The 20,052-nt window shown below is 74.1% G+C and carries 19 protein-coding genes; 8 read left to right on the top strand and 11 right to left on the bottom strand.

From position 1 onward, the window contains the following. Window positions 1–9: 9 nt before the first annotated feature. Window positions 10–759 (bottom strand): maleylpyruvate isomerase family mycothiol-dependent enzyme, encoded by a 750-nt coding sequence (locus ACIGEZ_RS29770; protein WP_399837196.1) that lies wholly within the window; start codon window positions 757–759, stop codon window positions 10–12. A gap of 70 nt (window positions 760–829) precedes the next feature. Then, entirely contained in the window at window positions 830–2,110 is a 1,281-nt protein-coding gene (locus tag ACIGEZ_RS29765; RefSeq protein ID WP_399837080.1) for an MFS transporter, read from the bottom strand. 160 nt (window positions 2,111–2,270) lie between these two features. Between ACIGEZ_RS29765 and ACIGEZ_RS29760 the strand changes: the two genes are divergently transcribed. Beyond that, on the top strand, window positions 2,271–3,503 hold the full coding sequence (locus ACIGEZ_RS29760) for an ROK family protein (RefSeq protein WP_399837077.1): 1,233 nt from the start codon (window positions 2,271–2,273) through the stop codon (window positions 3,501–3,503). Between the two features lie 10 nt (window positions 3,504–3,513). Next, a complete protein-coding gene (locus tag ACIGEZ_RS29755) occupies window positions 3,514–4,338 on the top strand; it encodes an SAM-dependent methyltransferase (protein ID WP_399837075.1) in 825 nt (274 codons plus the stop codon). Between the two features lie 90 nt (window positions 4,339–4,428). Here the strand turns inward: ACIGEZ_RS29755 and ACIGEZ_RS29750 are convergent, their stop codons facing one another. Both ACIGEZ_RS29750 and ACIGEZ_RS29745 read right to left on the bottom strand, forming a co-directional pair. Next, entirely contained in the window at window positions 4,429–5,013 is a 585-nt protein-coding gene (locus ACIGEZ_RS29750; protein ID WP_399837072.1) for a DUF4865 family protein, read from the bottom strand. A 12-nt stretch (window positions 5,014–5,025) separates the two neighbouring features. After that, window positions 5,026–5,646, bottom strand: a complete 621-nt coding sequence (locus ACIGEZ_RS29745) for a TetR/AcrR family transcriptional regulator (protein WP_399837069.1) — start codon at window positions 5,644–5,646, stop codon at window positions 5,026–5,028. Between the two features lie 161 nt (window positions 5,647–5,807). Here ACIGEZ_RS29745 and ACIGEZ_RS29740 point away from each other — a divergent pair, with 161 nt between their 5' ends. The 4 genes from ACIGEZ_RS29740 (at window position 5,808) to ACIGEZ_RS29725 (ending at window position 10,009) form a co-directional block, all read left to right on the top strand. Beyond that, entirely contained in the window at window positions 5,808–6,107 is a 300-nt protein-coding gene (locus tag ACIGEZ_RS29740; RefSeq protein ID WP_399837066.1) for an SHOCT domain-containing protein, read from the top strand. Next, window positions 6,104–6,877: an ABC transporter ATP-binding protein gene (locus ACIGEZ_RS29735; protein WP_399837063.1), complete on the top strand. Its 774-nt coding sequence runs from the start codon at window positions 6,104–6,106 to the stop codon at window positions 6,875–6,877. Before ACIGEZ_RS29740 ends, ACIGEZ_RS29735 begins: the two co-directional genes overlap by 4 nt. Then, window positions 6,874–9,423, top strand: a complete 2,550-nt coding sequence (locus tag ACIGEZ_RS29730; RefSeq protein WP_399837061.1) for an FtsX-like permease family protein — start codon at window positions 6,874–6,876, stop codon at window positions 9,421–9,423. Before ACIGEZ_RS29735 ends, ACIGEZ_RS29730 begins: the two co-directional genes overlap by 4 nt. Before the next feature lie 217 nt (window positions 9,424–9,640). After that, complete coding sequence (locus tag ACIGEZ_RS29725) at window positions 9,641–10,009, top strand: DUF6083 domain-containing protein (protein WP_399837058.1); 369 nt, start codon at window positions 9,641–9,643, stop codon at window positions 10,007–10,009. 21 nt (window positions 10,010–10,030) lie between these two features. On the opposite strand, the gene ACIGEZ_RS29720 is transcribed toward ACIGEZ_RS29725, so the two are convergent. Together ACIGEZ_RS29720 and ACIGEZ_RS29715 are read right to left on the bottom strand one after the other, a co-directional pair. Next, window positions 10,031–10,564: an ATP-binding protein gene (locus ACIGEZ_RS29720; RefSeq protein ID WP_399837056.1), complete on the bottom strand. Its 534-nt coding sequence runs from the start codon at window positions 10,562–10,564 to the stop codon at window positions 10,031–10,033. A gap of 262 nt (window positions 10,565–10,826) precedes the next feature. Beyond that, window positions 10,827–11,105, bottom strand: coding sequence for a hypothetical protein (locus tag ACIGEZ_RS29715; protein ID WP_399837053.1), 279 nt, complete (start codon window positions 11,103–11,105; stop codon window positions 10,827–10,829). Window positions 11,106–11,308: 203 nt separating this feature from the next. Here ACIGEZ_RS29715 and ACIGEZ_RS29710 point away from each other — a divergent pair, with 203 nt between their 5' ends. Beyond that, window positions 11,309–12,430 carry a PLP-dependent cysteine synthase family protein gene (locus ACIGEZ_RS29710; protein ID WP_399837052.1) on the top strand — a complete coding sequence of 374 codons (1,122 nt, stop codon included), beginning with the start codon at window positions 11,309–11,311 and terminating at the stop codon, window positions 12,428–12,430. On the opposite strand, the gene ACIGEZ_RS29705 is transcribed toward ACIGEZ_RS29710, so the two are convergent. Genes ACIGEZ_RS29705 through ACIGEZ_RS29695 form a run of 3 tightly spaced genes read right to left on the bottom strand, consistent with a single transcriptional unit; the run spans window position 12,390 to window position 14,299 of the window. Further along, entirely contained in the window at window positions 12,390–12,890 is a 501-nt protein-coding gene (locus ACIGEZ_RS29705) for an SRPBCC family protein (RefSeq protein WP_399837049.1), read from the bottom strand. The genes ACIGEZ_RS29710 and ACIGEZ_RS29705 overlap by 41 nt on opposite strands. 54 nt (window positions 12,891–12,944) lie before the next feature. Further along, window positions 12,945–13,379 (bottom strand): SRPBCC family protein, encoded by a 435-nt coding sequence (locus ACIGEZ_RS29700; protein ID WP_399837046.1) that lies wholly within the window; start codon window positions 13,377–13,379, stop codon window positions 12,945–12,947. Next, window positions 13,376–14,299: a DeoR/GlpR family DNA-binding transcription regulator gene (locus ACIGEZ_RS29695; RefSeq protein WP_399837043.1), complete on the bottom strand. Its 924-nt coding sequence runs from the start codon at window positions 14,297–14,299 to the stop codon at window positions 13,376–13,378. Before ACIGEZ_RS29695 ends, ACIGEZ_RS29700 begins: the two co-directional genes overlap by 4 nt. A 159-nt stretch (window positions 14,300–14,458) precedes the next feature. On the opposite strand from ACIGEZ_RS29695, the gene ACIGEZ_RS29690 reads away from it, so the two are divergent. After that, complete coding sequence (locus ACIGEZ_RS29690; RefSeq protein WP_399837040.1) at window positions 14,459–16,870, top strand: hypothetical protein; 2,412 nt, start codon at window positions 14,459–14,461, stop codon at window positions 16,868–16,870. Here ACIGEZ_RS29690 and ACIGEZ_RS29685 read toward each other — a convergent pair. Next, window positions 16,840–19,248 carry a right-handed parallel beta-helix repeat-containing protein gene (locus ACIGEZ_RS29685; protein WP_399837037.1) on the bottom strand — a complete coding sequence of 803 codons (2,409 nt, stop codon included), beginning with the start codon at window positions 19,246–19,248 and terminating at the stop codon, window positions 16,840–16,842. The two genes, ACIGEZ_RS29690 and ACIGEZ_RS29685, sit on opposite strands and share 31 nt — an antisense overlap. Before the next feature lie 149 nt (window positions 19,249–19,397). After that, window positions 19,398–20,003 (bottom strand): hypothetical protein, encoded by a 606-nt coding sequence (locus ACIGEZ_RS29680; RefSeq protein ID WP_399837035.1) that lies wholly within the window; start codon window positions 20,001–20,003, stop codon window positions 19,398–19,400. Between the last annotated feature and the right edge of the window lie 49 nt (window positions 20,004–20,052).

The raw sequence follows: 20,052 nt of genomic DNA, 5'->3' as shown, positions 1-20,052 counted from the left end.
TCCGGCCGGTCAGGACCAGGTGACGGCGGAGTTCTCCCGCCAGAGCCGGGCGAGGGACGCGTCGCCCGTCACGGCCAGCGCCTCGTCCTCGTACGGAAGCCGGTTCCACAGGGTCAGGTAGAGCCGGCCGGCGGACCCGGCCAGCTCGCAGTCGGCCGGCCCGTCCGCCGTCGTCTCCGTACGGGGCGCGTCCCGGGACAGCCGTACGGTCCACACGTCCCCGGTGTCGGTGGCACGGACCCGCAAGGTGCGCGGCTCGGGCGTCCGCACCCGGCTGCGGTCGCGGCCGTGGAAGGCACGCAGGAGCTCGTCGATCCCGTCGGCGGCGAGCACCGGGTCCACCGAGCCGGGACCGGCGGCGAGCGCGGACTCGGCGTCGGCGCGGTGCACCGTCGTCTCGTGCGCCTGCCGCCGCGCCCAGAACGCGAGCGGCGACGGCGCCGGCAGGAAGGTCCAGCACTCCAGGCCGGCCGGGGCCTCGCGCAGGGCGCCGACGAGCCGGGCGTGGCCCTCGCGGACGTACGCGAGCAGCGCGTCGCCGTCGAGACCGGTCTCCCCGCCGTCCGGGCGGTACGAGGTGAGGCCCTCGGCGACGAAGGCGGTCGCCCAGCGGTGCACCATCGTCGTGTGCCGCAGCAGGTCGCGGACCCGCCAGCCCGGGCAGGTCACGACCTCGGCGTCCGGCCCGGCCGCGGCGGCGGCGACCAGGAGGGCCTTGCCGGCCGCGTCGAGGGCGTCGATGTGGGCGTCGATGCTCAGGGTGTCCATGACACGGATTATGACGTCAGAGGGCGACCACGCGGCCGGCGCACGGTCTGAGTCGTGCTGCTCAATTCCCCCGGTGGGTACGGGTGTCGCGGAACGCGTACCCCATGGCGGCGGCCCCGGCGGCGAGCAGGGCGACCGTCGTGAGGGCGACCGGCAGCGAGAACCAGTCGGCGAGGAAGCCGATGGACGGCGGGCCGAGGAGCATGCCGCCGTATCCGAGCGTGGAGGCGGTGGCGACGCCGCTCGGTCCGGCGAGGGCGCCCGCGCGGGCGATGGCGACGGGGAAGATGTTGGCGAGGCCGAGCCCGGTGACGGCGAAGCCGAGCAGCGCGGCCCACACGGTCGGGGCGAGCGCCCCGAGCAGCATGCCGGCGGCGGCGGTGAGCCCGCCCGCGACCAGGGTGCGGGTCTGGCCGAGCCGTTCGAGCAGGGCCGTGCCGGAGAGCCGGCCGGCGGTCATGGTCAGGGCGAAGAGGGAGTACCCGGCCGCGGCCAGGCCCGGGTGCGCCGTGAGGTCCTGCGCGAGGTGCAGGGCGCCCCAGTCGGCCAGCGCGCCTTCCCCGTACGCCGTGCACAGCGCGATCACGCCGAAGACGAGCACGGCCCGGCGTGAACCGGCGGGCCGCGCGTCCGGCCCGGTGGGCTTCGTCGGTGCGGTCGGTGCGGTCGGTGTGGCCGGTGTGTCCGGTGTGGCCGGGGTCGCGGGGAGCGACTCGGGCGGGGCGGGGGATGGGTGCCGCAACAGTACGGGCCCGGCGGCGGCCGTCAGGAGCAGCCCGGCCACCGTGAGCCCGAGCAGGTGCGCGGTCGGCGACACGCCGCCGGCGACCAGTCCGCCGAGCCCGGCGCCCAGCATGCCGCCGAGGCTGAACGCGGCGTGGAAGCTCGGCATGACGGGCCTGCGGAGCGCGGCGACGAGATCGACGGCGGCGCTGTTCATGGCGACGTTGATCCCGCCGTACGCGGCGCCGAACACCAGCAGGACGAGGCCGAGGGAGAGCGGGGAGCGGGTGAGCGGGGGCAGGGCGAGAGACGCCGACATCAGGACGGCCGTGACGACGGTGACGGGGTGGCTGCCGTAGCGCCGGCAGAGGCGGCCGGTGAGTGTCATCGTGACGACGGCCCCGGCGGACACGCCGAGCAGCGCGAGACCGAGGTCACCGGCGGAGGCGCCGGTCTGCTGCTTGATGGCCGGGATGCGGACCACCCAGCCGGCGAAGAGAAAGCCGTCGAGGGCGAAGAACAGGGTCAGAGCGGTGCGGAGGCGGGCCAGGGGGAGGGAAGCGGTGTCTCCGCGGAATCCCCCGGTGGCGGCCGTTCGGACTTTGTTTAGTAGCGGCACAAACTCAGGATAGGGGTGGCGGGGGACTGGATTCAAGGCGGGGAGCGGGGAAGGTGGCGGGCAGGGCCGTGGGAGCGGCGGGCCCGTGCGGGGCGGCAGGACCCGGCCAAAGGTGGGTGCCGGGGACCCCGGAGGGGGCGATCATGGGAGACTCGCCCACATGAACGGCAAGGCGACGACGACCCGTACCCGACTGGACAGGGGGCGCAGCGCGCTCGGACCCGCACTCGAGCTGGTGCACACGGGCCGGGCGCCCACGCGGGCGGTGCTCACCGCCGAGCTCGGCGTGACCCGCGCGACCGCCGGCGCCGTCGCCGCGGAGCTGGAGGCCCTCGGCCTCATCCGGGTCGACTCCAACCCCGGCGCCGCCGCCGGCTCGCAGGGCCGGCCCTCGCACCGCCTCGCCGTGGACGAGAAGGGCCCCGTCGCCCTCGCCGCCCAGGTCCACTCCGACGGCTTCCGCGCCGCCCTCGTCGGCCTCGGCGGCACCATCGTCGCCACCGCGCCCGGCTGCGTGACCGTCTCCGCCGACCCCGCCCAGGTCCTCGGCGCCGTCGTCGACGCCGGGGCAGCCCTGCTCCGCGAGACCGGCCGCCGCTGCGTCGGCGCCGGCCTCGCCGCGCCCTCCGCGGTCGCCGAGCCCGAGGGCACCGCCCTCAACCCGCTCCACCTCGCCTGGCCGGCCGGCGCTCCGGTACGCGAGATCTTCGCCGAACAGATCCGCGCCGCCGGCATCGAGGGTCCCGCCTTCACCGGCAACGACGTCAACCTCGCGGCCCTGGCCGAACACCGCCACGGCGCCGGCCGCGGCGCGAAGGACCTGCTCTGCGTCGCCACCGGCCACCGCGGTGTCGGCGGCGCCCTCGTCCTCGACGGCCGCCTGCACACGGGCAGTTCCGGCCTCGCCCTCGAAGTCGGTCACCTCACCGTCAACCCCGAGGGCCGCCCCTGCCACTGCGGCTCCCGCGGCTGCCTCGACGTCGAGACCGACCCGCTCGCCTTCCTCACCGTCGCCGGCCGCGCGCCCGGCCCCGAGGTCTCCCTGCTCCAGCAGGCCCGCGACCTGCTCCGCGACCACCGCGACGACCCCGGAGTCCGCGCCGCCACAGAGGAGTTGATCGACCGCCTGGGCCTGGGCCTCGCCGGCCTGGTCAACATCCTCAACCCGGACCGGATCATCCTCGGCGGGCTCCACCGCGAACTCCTCGACGCCGACCCGAGCCGCCTTCGCGCCGTCGTCGCCGACCGCAGCCTGTGGGGTCGCAGCGGAGGCGTACCCATCCTCCCGTGCACCCTCGACCACAACAGCCTGGTCGGCGCCGCCGAACTCGCCTGGCAGCCCGTGCTCGACGACCCCCTGAAAGCCCTGGTCGGCACGGAGCACGCCGACTAGGCTCAGCTTCATGATCGACACGGACACCAGCACCGACCCCGCCACGAGCACGGGTCCCGCACGCGGCGCGGACGCAGCCGCCGACCTGCCCCCGACCCCCGGCAGCGGTCTCGTCTTCCACGGCCCCCTCTCCGAGGCCAGGGCGGCCCGCTTCGTCGACCGCCTCGCCGCCACCTCACCCGGCACGGTCCTCGACATAGGCAGCGGCTGGGGCGAGTTGCTGCTCCGCGTCCTCGCCGCCGTACCCGGCGCCAAGGGCACCGGCATCGACATCAACGCCGACGACCTGGCCCACGGCCGCCGCCTCGCCGCCGAACGCGGCCTCGCCGAACGCGTCCAGTACGTCGAGGAGTCGGCCCTCGACACCGCCCACGGCCCCGCCGACACCGTGCTGTGCCTGGGCTCGAGCCAGGCCCTGTGCGACCCCGCCCTGCCCCACGACCTGGCCGGCGCTCTCCGCGCCCTGCGCGGTCTCGTACGCCCCGGCGGCCGTGTCGTCCTCGGCGAGTGCTTCTGGCAGCGCACCCCCACCGACGCCGAGCTCGCCACCATCTGGCCCGGCGCCACGGTGGACGACCACTTCCAGCTCGACGCCCTCGTCGACCTCGCCATCGAGGCGGGCTTCCGCCCCGCCTGGATCGAGACGGCGAGCGCGGAGGAGTGGGAGGAGTTCGAGTCCGGCTACCGCCACGCCACCGAACTCTGGCTCGCCGCCCACCCGGACCACTCCCTGGCCCCCGAGACCCGCGCCCGCGTCGACCGCCAGCGCTCCTCGTGGCTCGCCTACCGAAGGGTCCTCGGCATGGCGTACCTGACGCTGGTGCCGGTCGACTGACCGAAGGCCGGGAGCCATCCGGCCCCCGAACGGATCAACGGGTCGGGCACGGCCACGAGTCGTGCCCCACCCGGATCCCGCCGCCCGCGCTCACCACAGGCGCCCCGTGCCGAGCCCCGACCGGCCCGGTGCCGAGAGGTGGAGTACCTGGAAGCGTTCGCCGGACTCGGCGGGGGGCTCCGTGTGGGCCCACAGGGTGAAGGTCAGGAGCTCCCAATGGCGGGGGTCGACGGCGAGGGCCGTCGCCACCACGCCTTCCGCACGCGCCTCCTGGGCGTGGGTCGTGACCGCCTCCGTCACCGCCTCGACGGGTGAGAGATCCGGGGCCAGCGCCGTTCGGCGGCGGGTCGCCCCGCGCGGGGGGTGCGTGGCCGCCGGGCCCTCCTCGTACGCGAGGCCCGTCCAGTGCTGTACGACGGGGCGGCCGAAGTCGTTCACGATGCCCTGGAAACCAGGGCCCCAGAGGAAGGAGTTCATCCCCTCCGGCGTGGCCCAGAGATAGAACGGCGCGTACTGGTTCACCGGCGAGCCGTCCTCCCGTTCCCGCATCAGGTACGCCTTGAGGCCCAAGCCCGGGAAGTCGTCCAGGAGATGTCCCCGGGTCGCGACCCGCTTGCGGATGATCTCCATGTCGTAGTCCGCGGGCAGGGTGATGTCGTACTGCATGGCATGCATGGGACGTGCTCCTCAGGGTCGGGGGGAGGCGGGCGTGACCGGTGCGCCGGGGGACAGGAGTGCCAGCAGGCCGCGTACCGCCGTGTCGAAGGCCGCGGGGGAGCCGGACGCCCGGGCCAGCACGTAGCCGCCCTGCACCGTCGCGACCACGGTCGAGGCCACCTCCTGCGGCCGCAGCCCCGCGGCGAACTCGCCGCCGGCCAGGCCCTCCTGGACGATCTCGGCGAGCCGGCCGCGCAGCCAGGCCAGCATCTCGTCCACCGGCGCCCGCAGCTCGTCGCTCGCGATGACGTCGGGGTCCATCGTCAGCCGTCCCAGCGGGCAACCGCGCAGCACGTCGCGCTCGCGCAGGAGGTACGCCTCGATCCGCGCGAACGCCGATCCCTCGGCGCCGAGCACCTGCTCCGTCACCGCGCGCATCTCGTCGGCGGTGCGGCGGATGGCGGCGAGGGCGAGGTCCGGCTTGCCCGTGAAGTGGTGGTACATGCTGCCCTGGCCCGCGCCGGCGGCCTGCTGGATCGCCTTGGGGCTGGTGCCGACGTAGCCGCGCTCCCAGAGCAGCTCGCGCGTGGATTCGATCAGGCGTTCTGGCGTGCTCGCGTTGGCGCTCGTGCTCATGCCCTCACTGTACATACCAGTAGGTACAGAGTCGAGGAGGCGGGCGGGGTACGGCCCGCGCCCGCCCTACTCCCTGTGTCGTACGTGCGAAGCCAACGGCCGTACGACGACGCACGGGCCCCTTCGGAGCGACGCTCGACGCATCGAGAACAACGGCCACGAGGAGCTGACCCACGATGAACACTCTCGCCCACGCGGGCCCCGGCCCGTGGATTCTCTTCTTCCCGCTCGTCTGGGCGGCCGTGATCATCACTGTCGTCACCGTCCTGCGCCGCTTCGGCTGGCACCGCTTCCGCGGTCCTGGCGGGCCTGGCGGCCCCACCGCCTCCCGGGTCGACGAGCAGTCGCCGATCGCGCTGCTCGGTCACCGGTTCGCGGCCGGTGAGATCGACGAGGACGAGTACTGGCGCCGGCTGACCGTCCTCGAGGAGCAGTTCGGCCGTATCAACACAGACGGCAAGGGGCGGCGGTCATGACCACCGCCACGGGTACGACCGCATCCGGCCCGCCCGCCGCCGCCCGCGTCGTCGACGCGGTCAAGGTCTACGGCGGCGGAGACACCGAGGTCAGGGCCCTGGACGGGGTGAGCGTCGACTTCCCGGTCGGACGTTTCACCGCGATCATGGGGCCCTCGGGCTCCGGCAAGTCCACCCTCATGCACTGCGCCGCCGGACTCGACACCCTCACCTCCGGCTCGGCCCTCATCGGCGACACCGACCTGTCCGCGCTCGACGACCGCAGGCTCACCCTGCTGCGCAGGGAGCGGGTCGGTTTCGTCTTCCAGGCCTTCAACCTGCTGCCGACGCTCACCGTCGCCGAGAACATCACCCTGCCTCTGGACCTCGCGGGCAGCGCCCCCGACCGGGCCTGGCTGGACACCCTGATCGACGCGGTCGGGCTGCGTGACCGGCTCCGTCACCGGCCGAGTGAGCTCTCCGGCGGCCAGCAGCAGCGCGTCGCGGTCGCCCGGGCGTTCGCCGGCAGTCCGGACGTCGTCTTCGCCGACGAACCGACCGGCAACCTCGACTCCCGTTCAGGCGAGGAGGTGCTGAGGCTGCTCGGCGACACCGTGCGCAAGACCGGTCGTACGGTCGTCATGGTCACCCATGACCCCGTGGCCGCCGCCCACGCCGACGAGGTCGTGTTCCTCGCGGACGGGCGTCTCGTCGATCGGATCCAATATCCGACATCCGATCTCGTACTGGATCGGATGAAATCCCTCGACAGCAGGGGAGCGGCGACATGAGCACCCTCCGACTGAGTCTCGCCTCGCTCCGCACCCACCGGCGCCGCTTCCTGGGCACCTTCGTCGCCGTCGTGCTCGGCGTCGCCTTCCTCACCGGCACCCTCGTCATGGGCGACACCCTCCGGGCGAGCTTCGACACCCTGTTCGGCAACGCCAACAGCGGCACGGACGCCGTCGTCCGCAGTACGAGCGTCGTGACCGTCACCGGCGAGGCACAGGGCACCCGCAGCCCCGTCGACGCCGCACTCGCCGACCGCATCGCCCAGGTCCCGGCGGTCGCCGCCGCCGCCCCCCGCATCGAGGGCGCCGGTCAGCTCATCGGATCCGACGGCCGGCCCATCGGCGGCCAGGGCCCGCCCACCCTCGCCGGAAACTGGATCCAGGATCCAGAACTCAATCCGTACGCGCTCGCCGAAGGCCGCGCCCCGCAGAAGAGCGGCGAGGTCGTCGTCAACCGCGGCGCCGCCGAGACCGGCCACCTCACCCTCGGCAGCACCACGGTCCTGCGCACCCCCGACCCCGTACGCGTCACCGTCGTCGGCCTCGCCACCTTCGGCGGCGAGGACGGCATGGGCCAGGTCACCTACACCGGCCTGACCCGCGCCGACGCCGAAAAGTACCTCACCCCCAAGGCCGGCGAAGCCTCCGCCGTCCTCGTCCGCGCCGGACCCGGTACGTCCCAGCAGGAACTCGTCGACGCGCTGAGCCCCGTACTCCCGCAGGGAGTGGAGGCCATCACGGGACAGCAGGCCACCGACGAGAGCAACGAGATGATCTCCGGCCGCTTCCTCACCCTCTTCACCACCTTCCTCCTGGTGTTCAGCGGAGTCGCCCTGCTCGTCTCCGTCTTCTCCATCCACAACACCTTCGCCATCGTCGTCGCCCAGCGGACCCGCGAGAACGCCCTGCTGCGCGCCCTCGGCGCCGCCCGCCGCCAGATCGTCGGCATGACGCTCGCCGAGGCGGTCGCCGTCGCGCTGCTCGCCTCCGCGGCCGGACTGCTCGTCGGCATCGGCGTGGCGGCCGGGCTCCAGGCCCTCTTCCCGGCGATCGGCTTCCCGTTCCCCGAAGGGTCCCTGGTGATCAGCGGGGTGTCCCTGGCGGTGCCGTTCGCCGTCGGACTCGCCGTCTGCGTCGGATCGGCCCTGCTGCCCGCCGTACGCGCCGGGCGCACCGCGCCGCTCGCCGCGCTGCGCGAGACGGCCGTCGACGACTCCGCCGCCTCCCGCACCCGCACCGTCGCCGGGGCCGGGCTCCTCGCCCTGGCCGTGGGCGTGGTGCTGGTCGGCGTGCTCGCCACGCCGTCCCTGTGGCTGGCCGGGGCCGGGGCGGTGCTCGCGCTCGCCGCGTTCGTCGTCCTGGGGCCGGTGGCCTCCTCGTACGCGATCCGGCTCCTCGGCGGCCCGCTGCGCGGCGCCAACCGCGGTCTCGCACGCCGCAACGCCCTGCGCAGCCCCCGGCGGACCGCCGCCACGGCCACGGCGCTCATGATCGGCGTGGCCGTCGTGTCGCTCTTCACCGTCTTCGGGTCCTCGCTCAAGGCGACGATGGACCAGACGGTCTCGCACTCCTTCGCGGGCGACGTCGCCATCAGTACGCCGTCCTTCGGCGCCGGCGGCAGCGGGATCAGCCCGCGGCTCGCCCCCGCCGTCGCCGCGCTGCCCGAGGTGGAGACCGCCGTCGGGCTCGGTCGCGGCGTCGCGGAGGTGGACGGCCGGGGCCGCGAGCTCACCGTCACCGACCCCGCGGCGCTCGGCCGCAGCTTCGATCTGGGCACCGTACGGGGTTCGCTCGACGGGCTCGGGACGGACGGGATCGCCGTCGCGTCCACCGAGGCCGAACGGTACGGGCTCGGCCCGGGCAGCACCGCCCGACTGGGCTTCGCCGACGGCACCGTGCGCACCTTCACCGTCAAGGCCGTCTACGAACAGTCCGAACTCGCCGGCGACTACGTCCTCACCCGCGAGGCCTGGGCCCCGCACCGCACCCAGGACGCCGACCGGCTGGTCGCCGTCGGCTTCCGGGACGGCGTCTCCGCGGACGCGGGCAAGGCCGCCGTGGAGCGGGTCGCGGAGCGGTACGGCGACCCCGAGGTGCAGACCCGCGACGAGTACGCCGAGTCGTCGGCGGCCGGCATCGACATGATGCTGACCCTCGTCTACGCGCTGCTCGCCCTCGCGGTCCTGATCGCCCTGCTCGGCATCGCCAACACGCTGACCCTCGCCGTCCACGAGCGCACCCGTGAACTCGGCCTGCTCCGCGCGGTCGGCCAGACCCGCTCCCAACTGCGGGCCATGGTCCGCTGGGAGTCCGTCCTCGTGGCCGCGTTCGGCACGACCGGTGGGCTGCTGCTCGGCGGCTTCCTCGGCTGGGTCCTGGTGCGCGCCTCGGACGGCGCGAGCGACAGCGCGTTCGCCTTCGCCCTGCCGCCGGTCCAGCTCGTGGCCGTCGCCCTCGTCGGCCTCGCCGCGGGCGTCGCCGCCGCCTGGCGCCCGGCCCGCCGAGCGGCCCGCCTGGACGTGCTGCGGGCGATCGCGACGGAGTGACGGCCTGACCGGGTGACGGCCTGACCGGGTGACGGCGTCACGGCGCGCGAAGGAGGGGGCCACGCCGGAGCCGTCGCCCGGCCGTGACGTGTGGGGCGGGGGCGATGGCGGTACGGCTCGTGGGGCGGCACACGGTGCGGGGCGCACCGTCCGTCACCGTGGCCCGTGCCCGGTTCGCGCTCTACCGTGGGGCGCCGGCAGCGCCGACCCTCGGCCTATGGGGGAACACGACGCACCACGTCAGCCGGCCGACCCACCCGCATGGGAGCAGGACGACCGCGCACAGGCCCGCGACGAGGGCGCCGATGCCCCGGCGCCGCCCGCGCCACCGGTCTGCCCGTCGTGCGGGCGTGTCTGTGATCGGCGGCCCACCTACTACGGTGCGTACGTGCTGCTCGAACCCGATACGCGGCTGCCCGCGCACGCGGTGCCCGTCAGGCAACGCTGGTACGTGGATCCCGACGGCCGTGCCTGGAACGGTGGCGGGGCCGAGCCCGCGCGGGGGGCGTACTGCCTCGTACCGCACCGGATGGCCTGCCCGGCGCTCGTCCTCCTGGAGAACGTGCCCTGCGACCGGACCGCGTGACGGACCGTCCGGGAGCGGGCCTCAGCGCGCCAGCGTGTCGAGCAGGCCCTGCTCGCGCAGGACTCCGGTGGCCGCCGTGACGAGCGGGCCGTCGGTCGTGGCCCCGTAGACGGCGCTCTGGGAGCGGGGGACGATCGCGACCGGGGAGGGCGGGGCCTGGAGGGTGAACCAGACGGCCTTGCCGGTGTCGCCGTGGGGGCGGACACCCCAGCTCTCGCTCATCGCCTCGATGATGGCCAGGCCGCGGCCCGAGGTGGCGAACTCGTCGCCCTTGGCGTCCGGTTCGGCGACGCCCGGTATCCGGGGGTCGTTGTCACGGACGGAGACGGTGAGGCGGTCGAGCAGGAGCTCGACCTCCACGGTGCAGGTCTTGTCCGGCTGTGCGTGCCGGTGAACATTGGTCAGGAGCTCGGTGACACCGAGCGTGGCATGGTCGATCAATGCGTCGAGCTGCCAATGGCGCAGATGCGCCGAAACGATTCTGCGGACCTGACCGATCCGCGACGGCACGGCCTGGAGCTCCACCGTGCAGTACCTGCTGGGCTCGCTGATCACGGCTGCGACTCCCCGAAGTGAGGTCCGGAAGAAGACGGAGATTCGGATCTGGCATGCGGTGTGGCACGGCGGTGGGCTGGGTCGCAGCGTCACCGCCGGTAAACCCTCGGTGAGGTGGTTCCAGAGTGAACCAGTGGTGACAGTGCTGCAACTCGCGGCGACCCGCTCCAGGTCAGGGCCGTTCCGTGTCCCGGCCAGGACCGCGCTCGTCGCGCGGTCAGGGGCGTGGCCGTCGCGTGTTCAGGGGCGCGGCCGTCCCGTGTCACGGCCGTGTCGTCGCCCGCTTCAGCGCCTCGAGCAGTCGCTCCGAGCCGGAGAGGCGGTAGCGCGTGCCGTTGACGGTCGCGACCGTCTCGTCCGGCTTCGCGAACCATGGGCGGCCCGCCCTGACCTTGCCGACCGGCGCGCTGTCGATCTCGCTGCCGTAACTCGTCAGCAGGGACAGCCGCCCGTCCTCGATGCGGACCTCGCCCGCGCGGGTCAGCGACCTGGGCCAGCGGTCGATCCGCACGCCCGTGGCCGAGAACTCCGGTTCCGCCATCTCGCTCCGCCCCCTTCGCGCAAGCAGTCTCACCCCAGTGTGCCGGGCCACCGGCACGGGCACCAGCACACCTCCCGGGAGGCCCGCGCGACACCCGTCTGCAAGGCACGCCTATGGGCCCTCAAAGCGAACATTTGTGCAGGTGGGGGCGGTATCGTCGAGGGAGTGGGGCAACCCTCCACCCATCCCGAGGAGAGGCACGGATGACCAGCACCGACAACATCGCCATGGCCACCGTCGACGTCGACCGCAGCGACCCCGGCTACCGGTCCTGGCTCAAGGAGGCCGTCCGCAAGGTGCACGCCGACGCCAACCGCTCGGCCGACACCCACCTGCTGCGCTTCCCGCTCCCCGACAGCTGGGGCATCGACCTCTACCTCAAGGACGAGTCGACCCACCCGACCGGCAGCCTCAAGCACCGCCTCGCCCGTTCGCTCTTCCTCTACGGCCTGTGCAACGGCTGGATCCGCCCCGGCGCCCCGGTCATCGAGGCGTCCAGCGGTTCGACCGCCGTCTCGGAGGCGTACTTCGCCAAGCTGATCGGCGTGCCCTTCATCGCCGTGATGCCCCGCACCACGAGCCCCGAGAAGTGCCGCCTGATCGAGTTCCACGGCGGGCAGTGCCACTTCGTGGACGACTCGCGCAAGATGTACGAGGAGGCCGCCGCGCTCGCCGAGCGCACCGGTGGCCACTACATGGACCAGTTCACGTACGCGGAGCGGGCCACCGACTGGCGCGGCAACAACAACATCGCCGAGTCGATCTACCAGCAGCTGAAGCTGGAGCGCTACCCGGAGCCCGCGTGGATCGTCGCCACGGCCGGCACCGGCGGCACCTCGGCGACCATCGCCCGCTTCGTGCACTACATGCAGTTCGACACCAGAGTGTGCGTCGCCGACCCCGAGAACTCCTGCTTCTTCGACGGCTGGACCCACCACGACCCGGACGCCACGTCCGACTGCGGCTCCCGCATCGAGGGCATCGGCCGGCCCCGGATGGAGCCGAGCTTCGTGCCGGGCGCCGTCGACCGGATGATGAAGGTGCCCGACGCGGCGAGCGTGGCCGCGGTCCGCGCCCTGGAGGGCGCGATCGGCCGCAAGGCGGGCGGCTCCACCGGCACCGGCCTGTGGAGCGCGCTCAAGATCGTCGCCCAGATGGTCGCCGAGCACCGCACCGGCAGTGTCGTCACCCTGATCTGTGACGGGGGCGAGCGCTACCTCGACAAGTACTACTCGGACGACTGGCTGGCCTCGCAGGGCCTGGACATCGCGCCGTACAGCGCCGCTATCGAGCAGTTCCTGGCGACGGGTGTCTGGCCGGAGTGAGCCGCCGCTCCAGGTTGCGCATGGCGCTCCGGAAGGAGCTGCCGACGCCCGGCCGGGCCAGCCTCATGGTGAGCCGGCAGGCTCCGTTGCCGTCGAGCGCCATGGTCCAGCGGACCCGGGTGCCGCCTGCCGCGGGGGAGAGGGCCCACTCCTCCAGGAGGGCGGACACGCCGGGCACGTTGGTCTCGTCGACCCGGTAGGCGTAGCGCGCCGCCGGGTCGGTGGCGAGGATCGTCTCGCGGAACTCGACCCCGCCGCGCAGCCGTATCGTCCGGCCGGCGCCGCCGTCGGTCGGCGTCGCGGAGGTGATCGCGGTGAACCAGGCCGGGGTGCTGGCGAGTTCCACCGCGAGGGACCGGTAGACCGCCGCGGGAGGGGCGGCGACCTCGGTGGTGAACACCAGGCGCAGGGGTGCGGTCTCGGTGAAGTCGAGCTCCACCGGCCGGAGTCGGCGTGCCATGGGCCGTACCTCTCGTCGGGCGGTCGTCGGCCCTCCACCGTAGCTGACAAACCGTCAGTTACGCAGCAGTCCGTCGAGCGCCCGTGCGAACAGCACCCGCCCGACCGCCCTCAGCACGGGATCGAGGACCGCCGGCACGCCCCGGAGCCGTAGCTCCTCGTCCCACACCACCCGGGTCCCGGACCCGTCGGGGAACACCTCGAACACGGCCGAACCCCGAACCGCCCGCCCGAGCTTCACCAGCCGGCACACCCCCGCCCGGCCCTCGGCCGGCGGGTCGAAGACCGCGACCTCCATCGGGTCGTCGAAGGCGAACCGTCCCAGTCCGGTCCGCGCCGTGAACCGGGTGCCGACCGCGTTCGGGCCGGGGTCAAGGACCCTGGTGCGAGTGAGCGGGACCTGCGCGCCGTGCGCCGGCCAGTCCGTGAGCCGCCGCCACACCTCGGCCGGCGGCAGCGGCACGGTCCGCTCGATCCGGAACCGGCTCACTCCGGCTCCTCCACGCTCCTTGCGCCCTCGCCGGTGCCCTCCAGCCCCTCCGTGGCCTCAGACCCATCCGTGCCCTCCGGTCCCTCAGCGCCCTCCGGCCCCTCCTCGCCGGCCACCACAAGACCCGGCAGATGCTCCGCCATCTCCTCGCGCACCCGCGCCGTCAGCCCCCGGTCCGTCACCAGGGCGTCCACCTCGTCCAGCGTCGCGAAGGAACTCAGACCCACCGTCCCCCACTTGGTGTGGTCCGCGACGACCACCACCCGCCGGGCGGAGCGCACGAGCCGCCGGTTGGTCTCGGCCTCCGCCAGGTTCGGCGTCGAAAGACCGGCCTCCACCGAGATGCCGTGCACCCCGAGGAACAGCGCGTCGAAGTGGAGCGAGCGGATCGCCTGGTCGGCCACCGGGCCCACCAGCGCGTCCGACGGAGTGCGCACCCCGCCCGTGAGCACCACCGTCGCCGCACCCGGCCGGGCCTCCCCGCCGGAGCCCGCGTACTGCGCCTCGTAGAAGACGTCCGCGACGCGCACCGAGTTCGTCACCACCGTCAGGTCAGGCACGTCGAGGAGATGGCGCGCCAGCGCGTACGTCGTCGTACCACCCGAAAGGGCGATCGCCGTGCCCGGCCGCACCATGCCGGCGGCCGCGCGGGCGATCTCCTCCTTGGCGCCGAGTTCGAGCGACGACTTCGCCTCGAACCCGGGTTCATGCGTGCTCGCCTCGACCACCGGCACCGCGCCGCCGTGCACCTTCGCCACCACCCCCTGCCGGGCCAGCGCGTCCAGGTCCCGGCGGACCGTCATGTCGGAGACGTTGAGACGGCGGGTCAGCTCGTTGACCCGTACGCCTCCGCGCCGCCGCACCTCGTCGAGAATCAGGGCGCGCCGCTGTTCCGCGAGGAGGTTCTGATTGTCACTCACCGCCGGGGCCGGTCCTTTCCGAAGGGGACAGGGGAAGAGGAAAAGGGGAAAAGAGGAGAAGGGGTGTCGGATTCCGTGAGGGCCGTGCCGTGGGGCACGCCCGTCCGCGATCCTGGTGCCTGCCGTCGAATCCTCCCACTCAGAGAGCGAGTCACCGAAGTGTCCCCTGCCACACCCGACCCGAAGAGCGGGGGTGCGGCGCTCGAACTGCTCGTCCACGGCGTGGGCGGAGCCACCGCGGCCGACATGCTGGACGACCCGCGCACGGTACGGGTCACCGGCGACCGGACCGCCGCGATGCACCGCCGCAGGGACGACGTCGACGCCGAGGAACACCCCGAGCGGTACGCGGAGCGACCCGTCCCCGAGGCGTACTGCTGGTCCAACCTCACCTCCGGCAACGGTGCCCGCGCCCTGTGGCTGCTGCTCCTGCCGTTCATGGTCGCCAACCTCGCCCACTGGATGCGCCCGCCCGCCCAGGGCCGCGCCCGGCTCGTACGGCTGTACGGCGTCATCGTCCGGCTCGTCGCGCTCACCCTCACGGTCCTGCTCACGGCGGCCGCCTGCGAGGTCGCGCTCGACCTGACGGCCTGGCAGTGCGCCGGCTCGGCTCCCTGCGCCGGGCAGCGCTCCTGGCTGGGCTTCCTCTCCGCCGAGCGGGGCGGCTGGTGGTCGCAGCCCGGACGCCGCCTGGCCCTCGCGGCCGTCGTCCCCACGGCCCTCGTCGGGCTGCTCTGGTACCTGTCCAACCGGACCTGGAGCGCGTACGAGGCCCAGCGCCCGCCCACGGGTTACGAGATGGAGCCCGCACCCGCCCCCGCGGCGGACGCAGCCGACACCGAAGCCACCGACACCGAGGCCGCCGACGCCGCCCCCGCCACCGAGCTGCGGCCCGCGCTCGGCCGGCCCGGCTTCTGGTACGGCCGCCGGCTCGTCGCCCGGCTGCGCGCCGCGCACACCGCCGCGGGATTCCTCACCGTCGCCGCCGCCCTCGCCACGGCCGCCGCGGGGCACGATGACCGGGCGCCCGACGGCTCGCTGCGCGAGGCGCTCGGCTGGGTCGTGCAGGGCGCGATCACGGTCCTCGCGGTCGTCGTCGTGGTCGTGGTCTGCCGCCGCGGCCGCAGCGAGTACCGGCTCGACCTCAGGATCGAACGCGCCCTCGTCTCCTGGCTGCCCGCCACCTCCCTGCTCCTCCTCGCCCTGACCGCCCTGCACACCGGCTGGTCCCGCCCCGGCTGGGCCTCCGCAGGCACCCTGCCCGGCGACGCCCTCTTCGGCACCCTCACCCTCGCCCAGGGCGGACTCGTCGTCGCCCTCGGCGTGGTCGCCCTGCTGCTCCACCGGCCACACCGCGACCCGCGCACCGCCCTGTACGGGCTCGGCGGGCCCGCCGTCGCCATGCTGGCCTGCGCCCTCGGGGGGGTCATGTCCGGCGGCGTGGCCCAGCGGGTCGCCGACTGGCTCGACGGCCCCGGCACCCCCGGCACCGGCGAGGGGCTCATCATCGGACCGCCCGTGCTGCTCAGCTGGCAGGCCTCCGTCATCCCCGTACTGCTCCTGCTGCTCCTCCTCCCCGGCGCCCTGCTCGTCGCCCGCACCGCGCTCGCCTCCCGCCGCCTGCGGGCCGACGTGGAGGCGGACTACGGCGCCGGGGACCCCGACCCCGTCCGCACCGGCCAGATCGCCGCCGGCCGGGCCCGCGCCGGGCTCACCGACTCCGCGCCCCTGCTCGTCGGCGTCATCTCGGGTGCCACCCTGCTCCTCGGCGCCGCCTCCGTCGCCGGGGCCTGGGCCAGCGGCAACGTGCCGGGGCGCGCCTTCGACGGCGCCCACCCGGCGATCGCGTCCACCGCCACCGCCGCCCAGGCGCTCGGCTCCTGGATGATCGGCTTCGGCTTCCTGCTCTTCGTCACCTGGGGCCGCCGCGCCTACAAGGACCCCTCGGCGCGCCGCACCATCGGCATCCTGTGGGACGTCGGCACCTTCTGGCCGCGCGCCGCCCACCCCTTCGCACCGCCCTGCTACGCCGAACGGGCCGTGCCCGACCTCACCTGGCGGATGAGCTCCTGGACCCGCGGCACCGGCGGCCGGCTGGTGATCTCGGGCCACTCCCAGGGCAGCGTCCTCGCGGCCGCAGCCGTCTGGCAGCTGCCGCCCGCAACCCGCGGCCGGGTCGCCCTCCTCACGTACGGCTCCCCGCTGGAACGCCTCTACGGCCGCTGGTTCCCCGCCTACTTCGGCCCCGAGGCACTGCGCGGCCTGAACCGCACGGTGCACTGCTGGAGCAACCTCCACCGGGCCACCGACCCCATCGGCGGGCCCGTGCGCGTCGCGGCGGAGGCCGGCCGGCCGGCCGCCGACCACCCGGTGCTCCTCGACCCCGTGGCGTACGGGCGCACCCGCGAGCACCCGTTGCCCGAGCCGATCCTGGGCCACTCCGACTACCAGGCCGACCCGGCCTTCGCCACGGCCCGCTCCGCGCTCCTGGACCGGCTGCCGCCCGCGCTGCCCCGGCAGCGCGGCAACAGGCCGGCGGGTCAGGGAAGTTCGGGCAGGTCCTCCGGGTAGAGCAGGGTCAGGTCGTCCGTGCTCGTCTCCGCGAGCGCGGCGACCCGGCCCGCGTGCCGCTCCACCATCGACTCGAACGTCTGGCGCGCGGTACGGCCGTTGCCGAAGGTGGGGCCCTTGGGCAGCGCCGTGAAGTACTTCACCAGCGCCTCGCCGGTGCCGTCGGCGAGCCGGTACTCGTGCTCCTCGGCCTGCTGCCCGACGATCCGCAGCAGCTCCTCCGGCTCGTAGTCGCCGAAGGTGATGGTCCGTGAGAAACGGGACGCCACACCGGGGTTGACGGTGAGGAAGCGCTCCATCTCCGCCGTGTACCCGGCGACGATCACCACGACCGCGTCCCGGTGGTCCTCCATGAGCTTCACCAGGGTGTCGATCGCCTCGCGGCCGAAGTCCCGCCCCGAGTCCTCGGGGGACAGGGCGTACGCCTCGTCGACGAAGAGCACGCCGCCGCGGGCCCGGTCGAAGGCCTCCTGGGTGCGGATGGCGGTCGAGCCGATGTGCTCGCCTACCAGGTCGACCCGGGACACCTCCACCAGATGGCCGCGCTCCAGGACACCGAGGGACGCGAGGATCTCGCCGTAGAGCCGGGCGACCGTGGTCTTGCCCGTGCCGGGGTTGCCGGTGAAGACGAGGTGGCGGCGTGCGGACACCGCCTTCAGGCCCGCCTCCTGGCGCTTGCGGCCCACCTCGATCATGTTGGTGAGGGTGCGCACCTCGTGTTTGACGCTCTCCAGGCCGACCAGGGCGTCGAGTTCGCCGAGCACCTCCTGCGAGGGGCGGGCGGTGGCAGGTTCGGGTGCGGGCGCGGCCGGGGGAGCGGCGGCGTGGGCGCGGGGGGCGGGGACGGTGCCGAGCAGGCCGCCGGAGCGGGTCGCCGTCAGCACGTCGCCGGCCTCCGGCGCGGTGCGCAGCTGGCTCTCGTCGCTGGTGCAGTCCTCGGCGACCGGCCCCTCCTCGGGGAACTCGTAACCGCCGCGCGCGCAGCGCTCCGTACGGCACTTGCGCAGGGTGGTGCGGCAGCCGTCCATGACGTGGAAGCCGTAGCCACCGCTGCCGGTGACCCGGCAGTCGTGGAAGGAGCCGCGGCCCTCGGCGGAGACGTAGAACCCGGCCTCGGCGGGGGAGGTGACGGTGCAGCGTTCGATGGTGGGGTCGGCGCCCTTGGTGACGATGACGCCGGTCTGTACGGCGTCGATGGTGCAGCCGCCGAGGGTGCCGCCGCTGCCGTGGTCGCGGAACCACGCGCCGGTGGAGGCCTCCCGGATGCGGCAGTCGTCGAGCTGGGCGGTGGCGCCGTCGCTCACGGAGACGGCCGTGTTGCGGACCTGGGACAGGTCGCTGTCGACGACGTCGGCGCGCGAGCCGCGGTCGAGGACGAACAGGGCGTCGGGCACGTCGTGCACGCGGCAGGAGTCGAGGACGGCGGTGGCGCCGTCGCTGACCCAGACGGCCGGGTAGTCGCCCGTACTGTCGTGGATCTCGCACTGGTTGGCGTCGACTCGGGTCCCTGGGTCCCAGACGGACAGGCCGTTGCGGCCGAAGCGCCGGACCGTGGAGCGGGTCAGCGTGAGGACCGAGCGGGAGCGCAGGTCGACGGCGTTCTCGGGGATGTCGTGGATGTCGCAGTCGGAGAGGGTGAGTACGGCGTCGGTGTCGAGGGTGATGCCGTCGGCGGAGGTGCGGTGCACGGTGGAGTCGGCGAGGTGGGCGGTGGCGCGGTCGGCGATCTGCAGGCCGGTGCCCTTGATCTCGTACACCTCGCAGCCGACCGCCTCCAGGCCGCTGCCCTCGCCGTTGACGGCGATGCCCGCGCCGGAGGCGTGGTGGATCCGGCAGCGTTCGAGCCGGGGGTGGGCGCCGCCGCGAACGGAGACGCCGGACTGGCCCGCGGAGACGATCTCGCACTCCTCGAACACCCCGCCGGCGCCGTCGAGTACGGCGATGCCGACGCCGGCCGGGTTGTCGACAGTGCAGCGGCGGGCGGTGGGCCGGGCCGCGCCGCGGACCTCGATGCCGGCGGCTGAGCGGGTCGCGATCCGCAGGTCGAGCAGCTCGGGGGTGCCGTCCTCGACGAGCAGTGCGGGGGCGGCCGCGTCCTGCCCCTCGATGTGCAGGTCCTGGAGGGTGGCGGAGGCCCGTACGGTCAGCGGTACGCCGTCGGCGGGGGCGATCCGCACCGAGCCGATGGCGCCGTCGCCGCCCCGCAGGGTGACGGCCCGCTGGATCACGAGGTTCTCGCGGTAGGTGCCGGGGGCGACGGTGAGGACGTCGCCGTCTCCCGCGGCCTCCAGGGCGGCGGCGAGGGAGGCGTACTCGCCCGTGCGGCGCCGCCATCGCGACGTTCCGGTGTGCGTCACCTGGACCGTGCCCTGTGCCATGGGTGTGTTCTGCCCCCGCCTCGTGACGTGCGTCGACGCTGATCCGGGATCCCGGATTTTGGATCCAATATCCGGGATCCAGTATTCGGGTCCCGGATCCTGGATCCGATGCCCCACCGTAGCGCGCGTGGCGCCGCCGGGCTGACGGGTCAGCTGCCCGTGCCCGTGCGCCCCCAGTCGGGACCGACCTGGGCCCAGGCGCGGTCGAGACGGGCGTACCGACGCTGCACCAGGCGTTGTACGACGAGCCGCCGGGTGACCTCCACGAGCACCCCCACGACGAGCGCCACGGTGATCCCGGCGATCAGGGCGTGGACGCGGGCGGTCTCGGGGTGCATCGGCGGGGTGACGGCGCGGCCGGTGCGGTCGGTCCACAGCGGGAAGCGGTCGCCCGGGTCGGCCTGGGCCCGGGTGGTGGTCACGGTGCCGGTCCGCGGGGTGCCGTCGGGGGCGGTCCAGCGGGCCACCACGGCGGGTCTGAGCCGTTCCTCGCCGGAGCGGTCGGCGCCGGGCTCGGCGGGGGCCCGCTCCGCGGTCCGCAGCACGGTGGCCGTGGTCGGGGTGCGCTCCTGCTGCTGGATCCGCACCGCCTGCTGCAACGTGGTGTTGGCCGACACGCCCGCCGCCCAGCCGGCCAGCGGCACGGCGAGGCACAGCAGTACGGCCGCCGCGAACGCGACCCATGCCTCGACCAGATCCGTGGTCCGGCGCAGCGGGTTGTGCCGCCAGCGCCAGAGTCCGGTGGCTGCACGCACGCTCCGCACCCCCTCGTCTCGTCGACAGCCGGTCGGCGGTTACCGCTCC

The organism is Streptomyces sp. NPDC085481 (assembly GCF_044541845.1).
Lineage (GTDB): Bacteria > Actinomycetota > Actinomycetes > Streptomycetales > Streptomycetaceae > Streptomyces.
The sequence above is the reverse complement of the archived record's forward strand: the minus strand, read 5'-3'. Positions and strand labels throughout refer to the sequence as shown.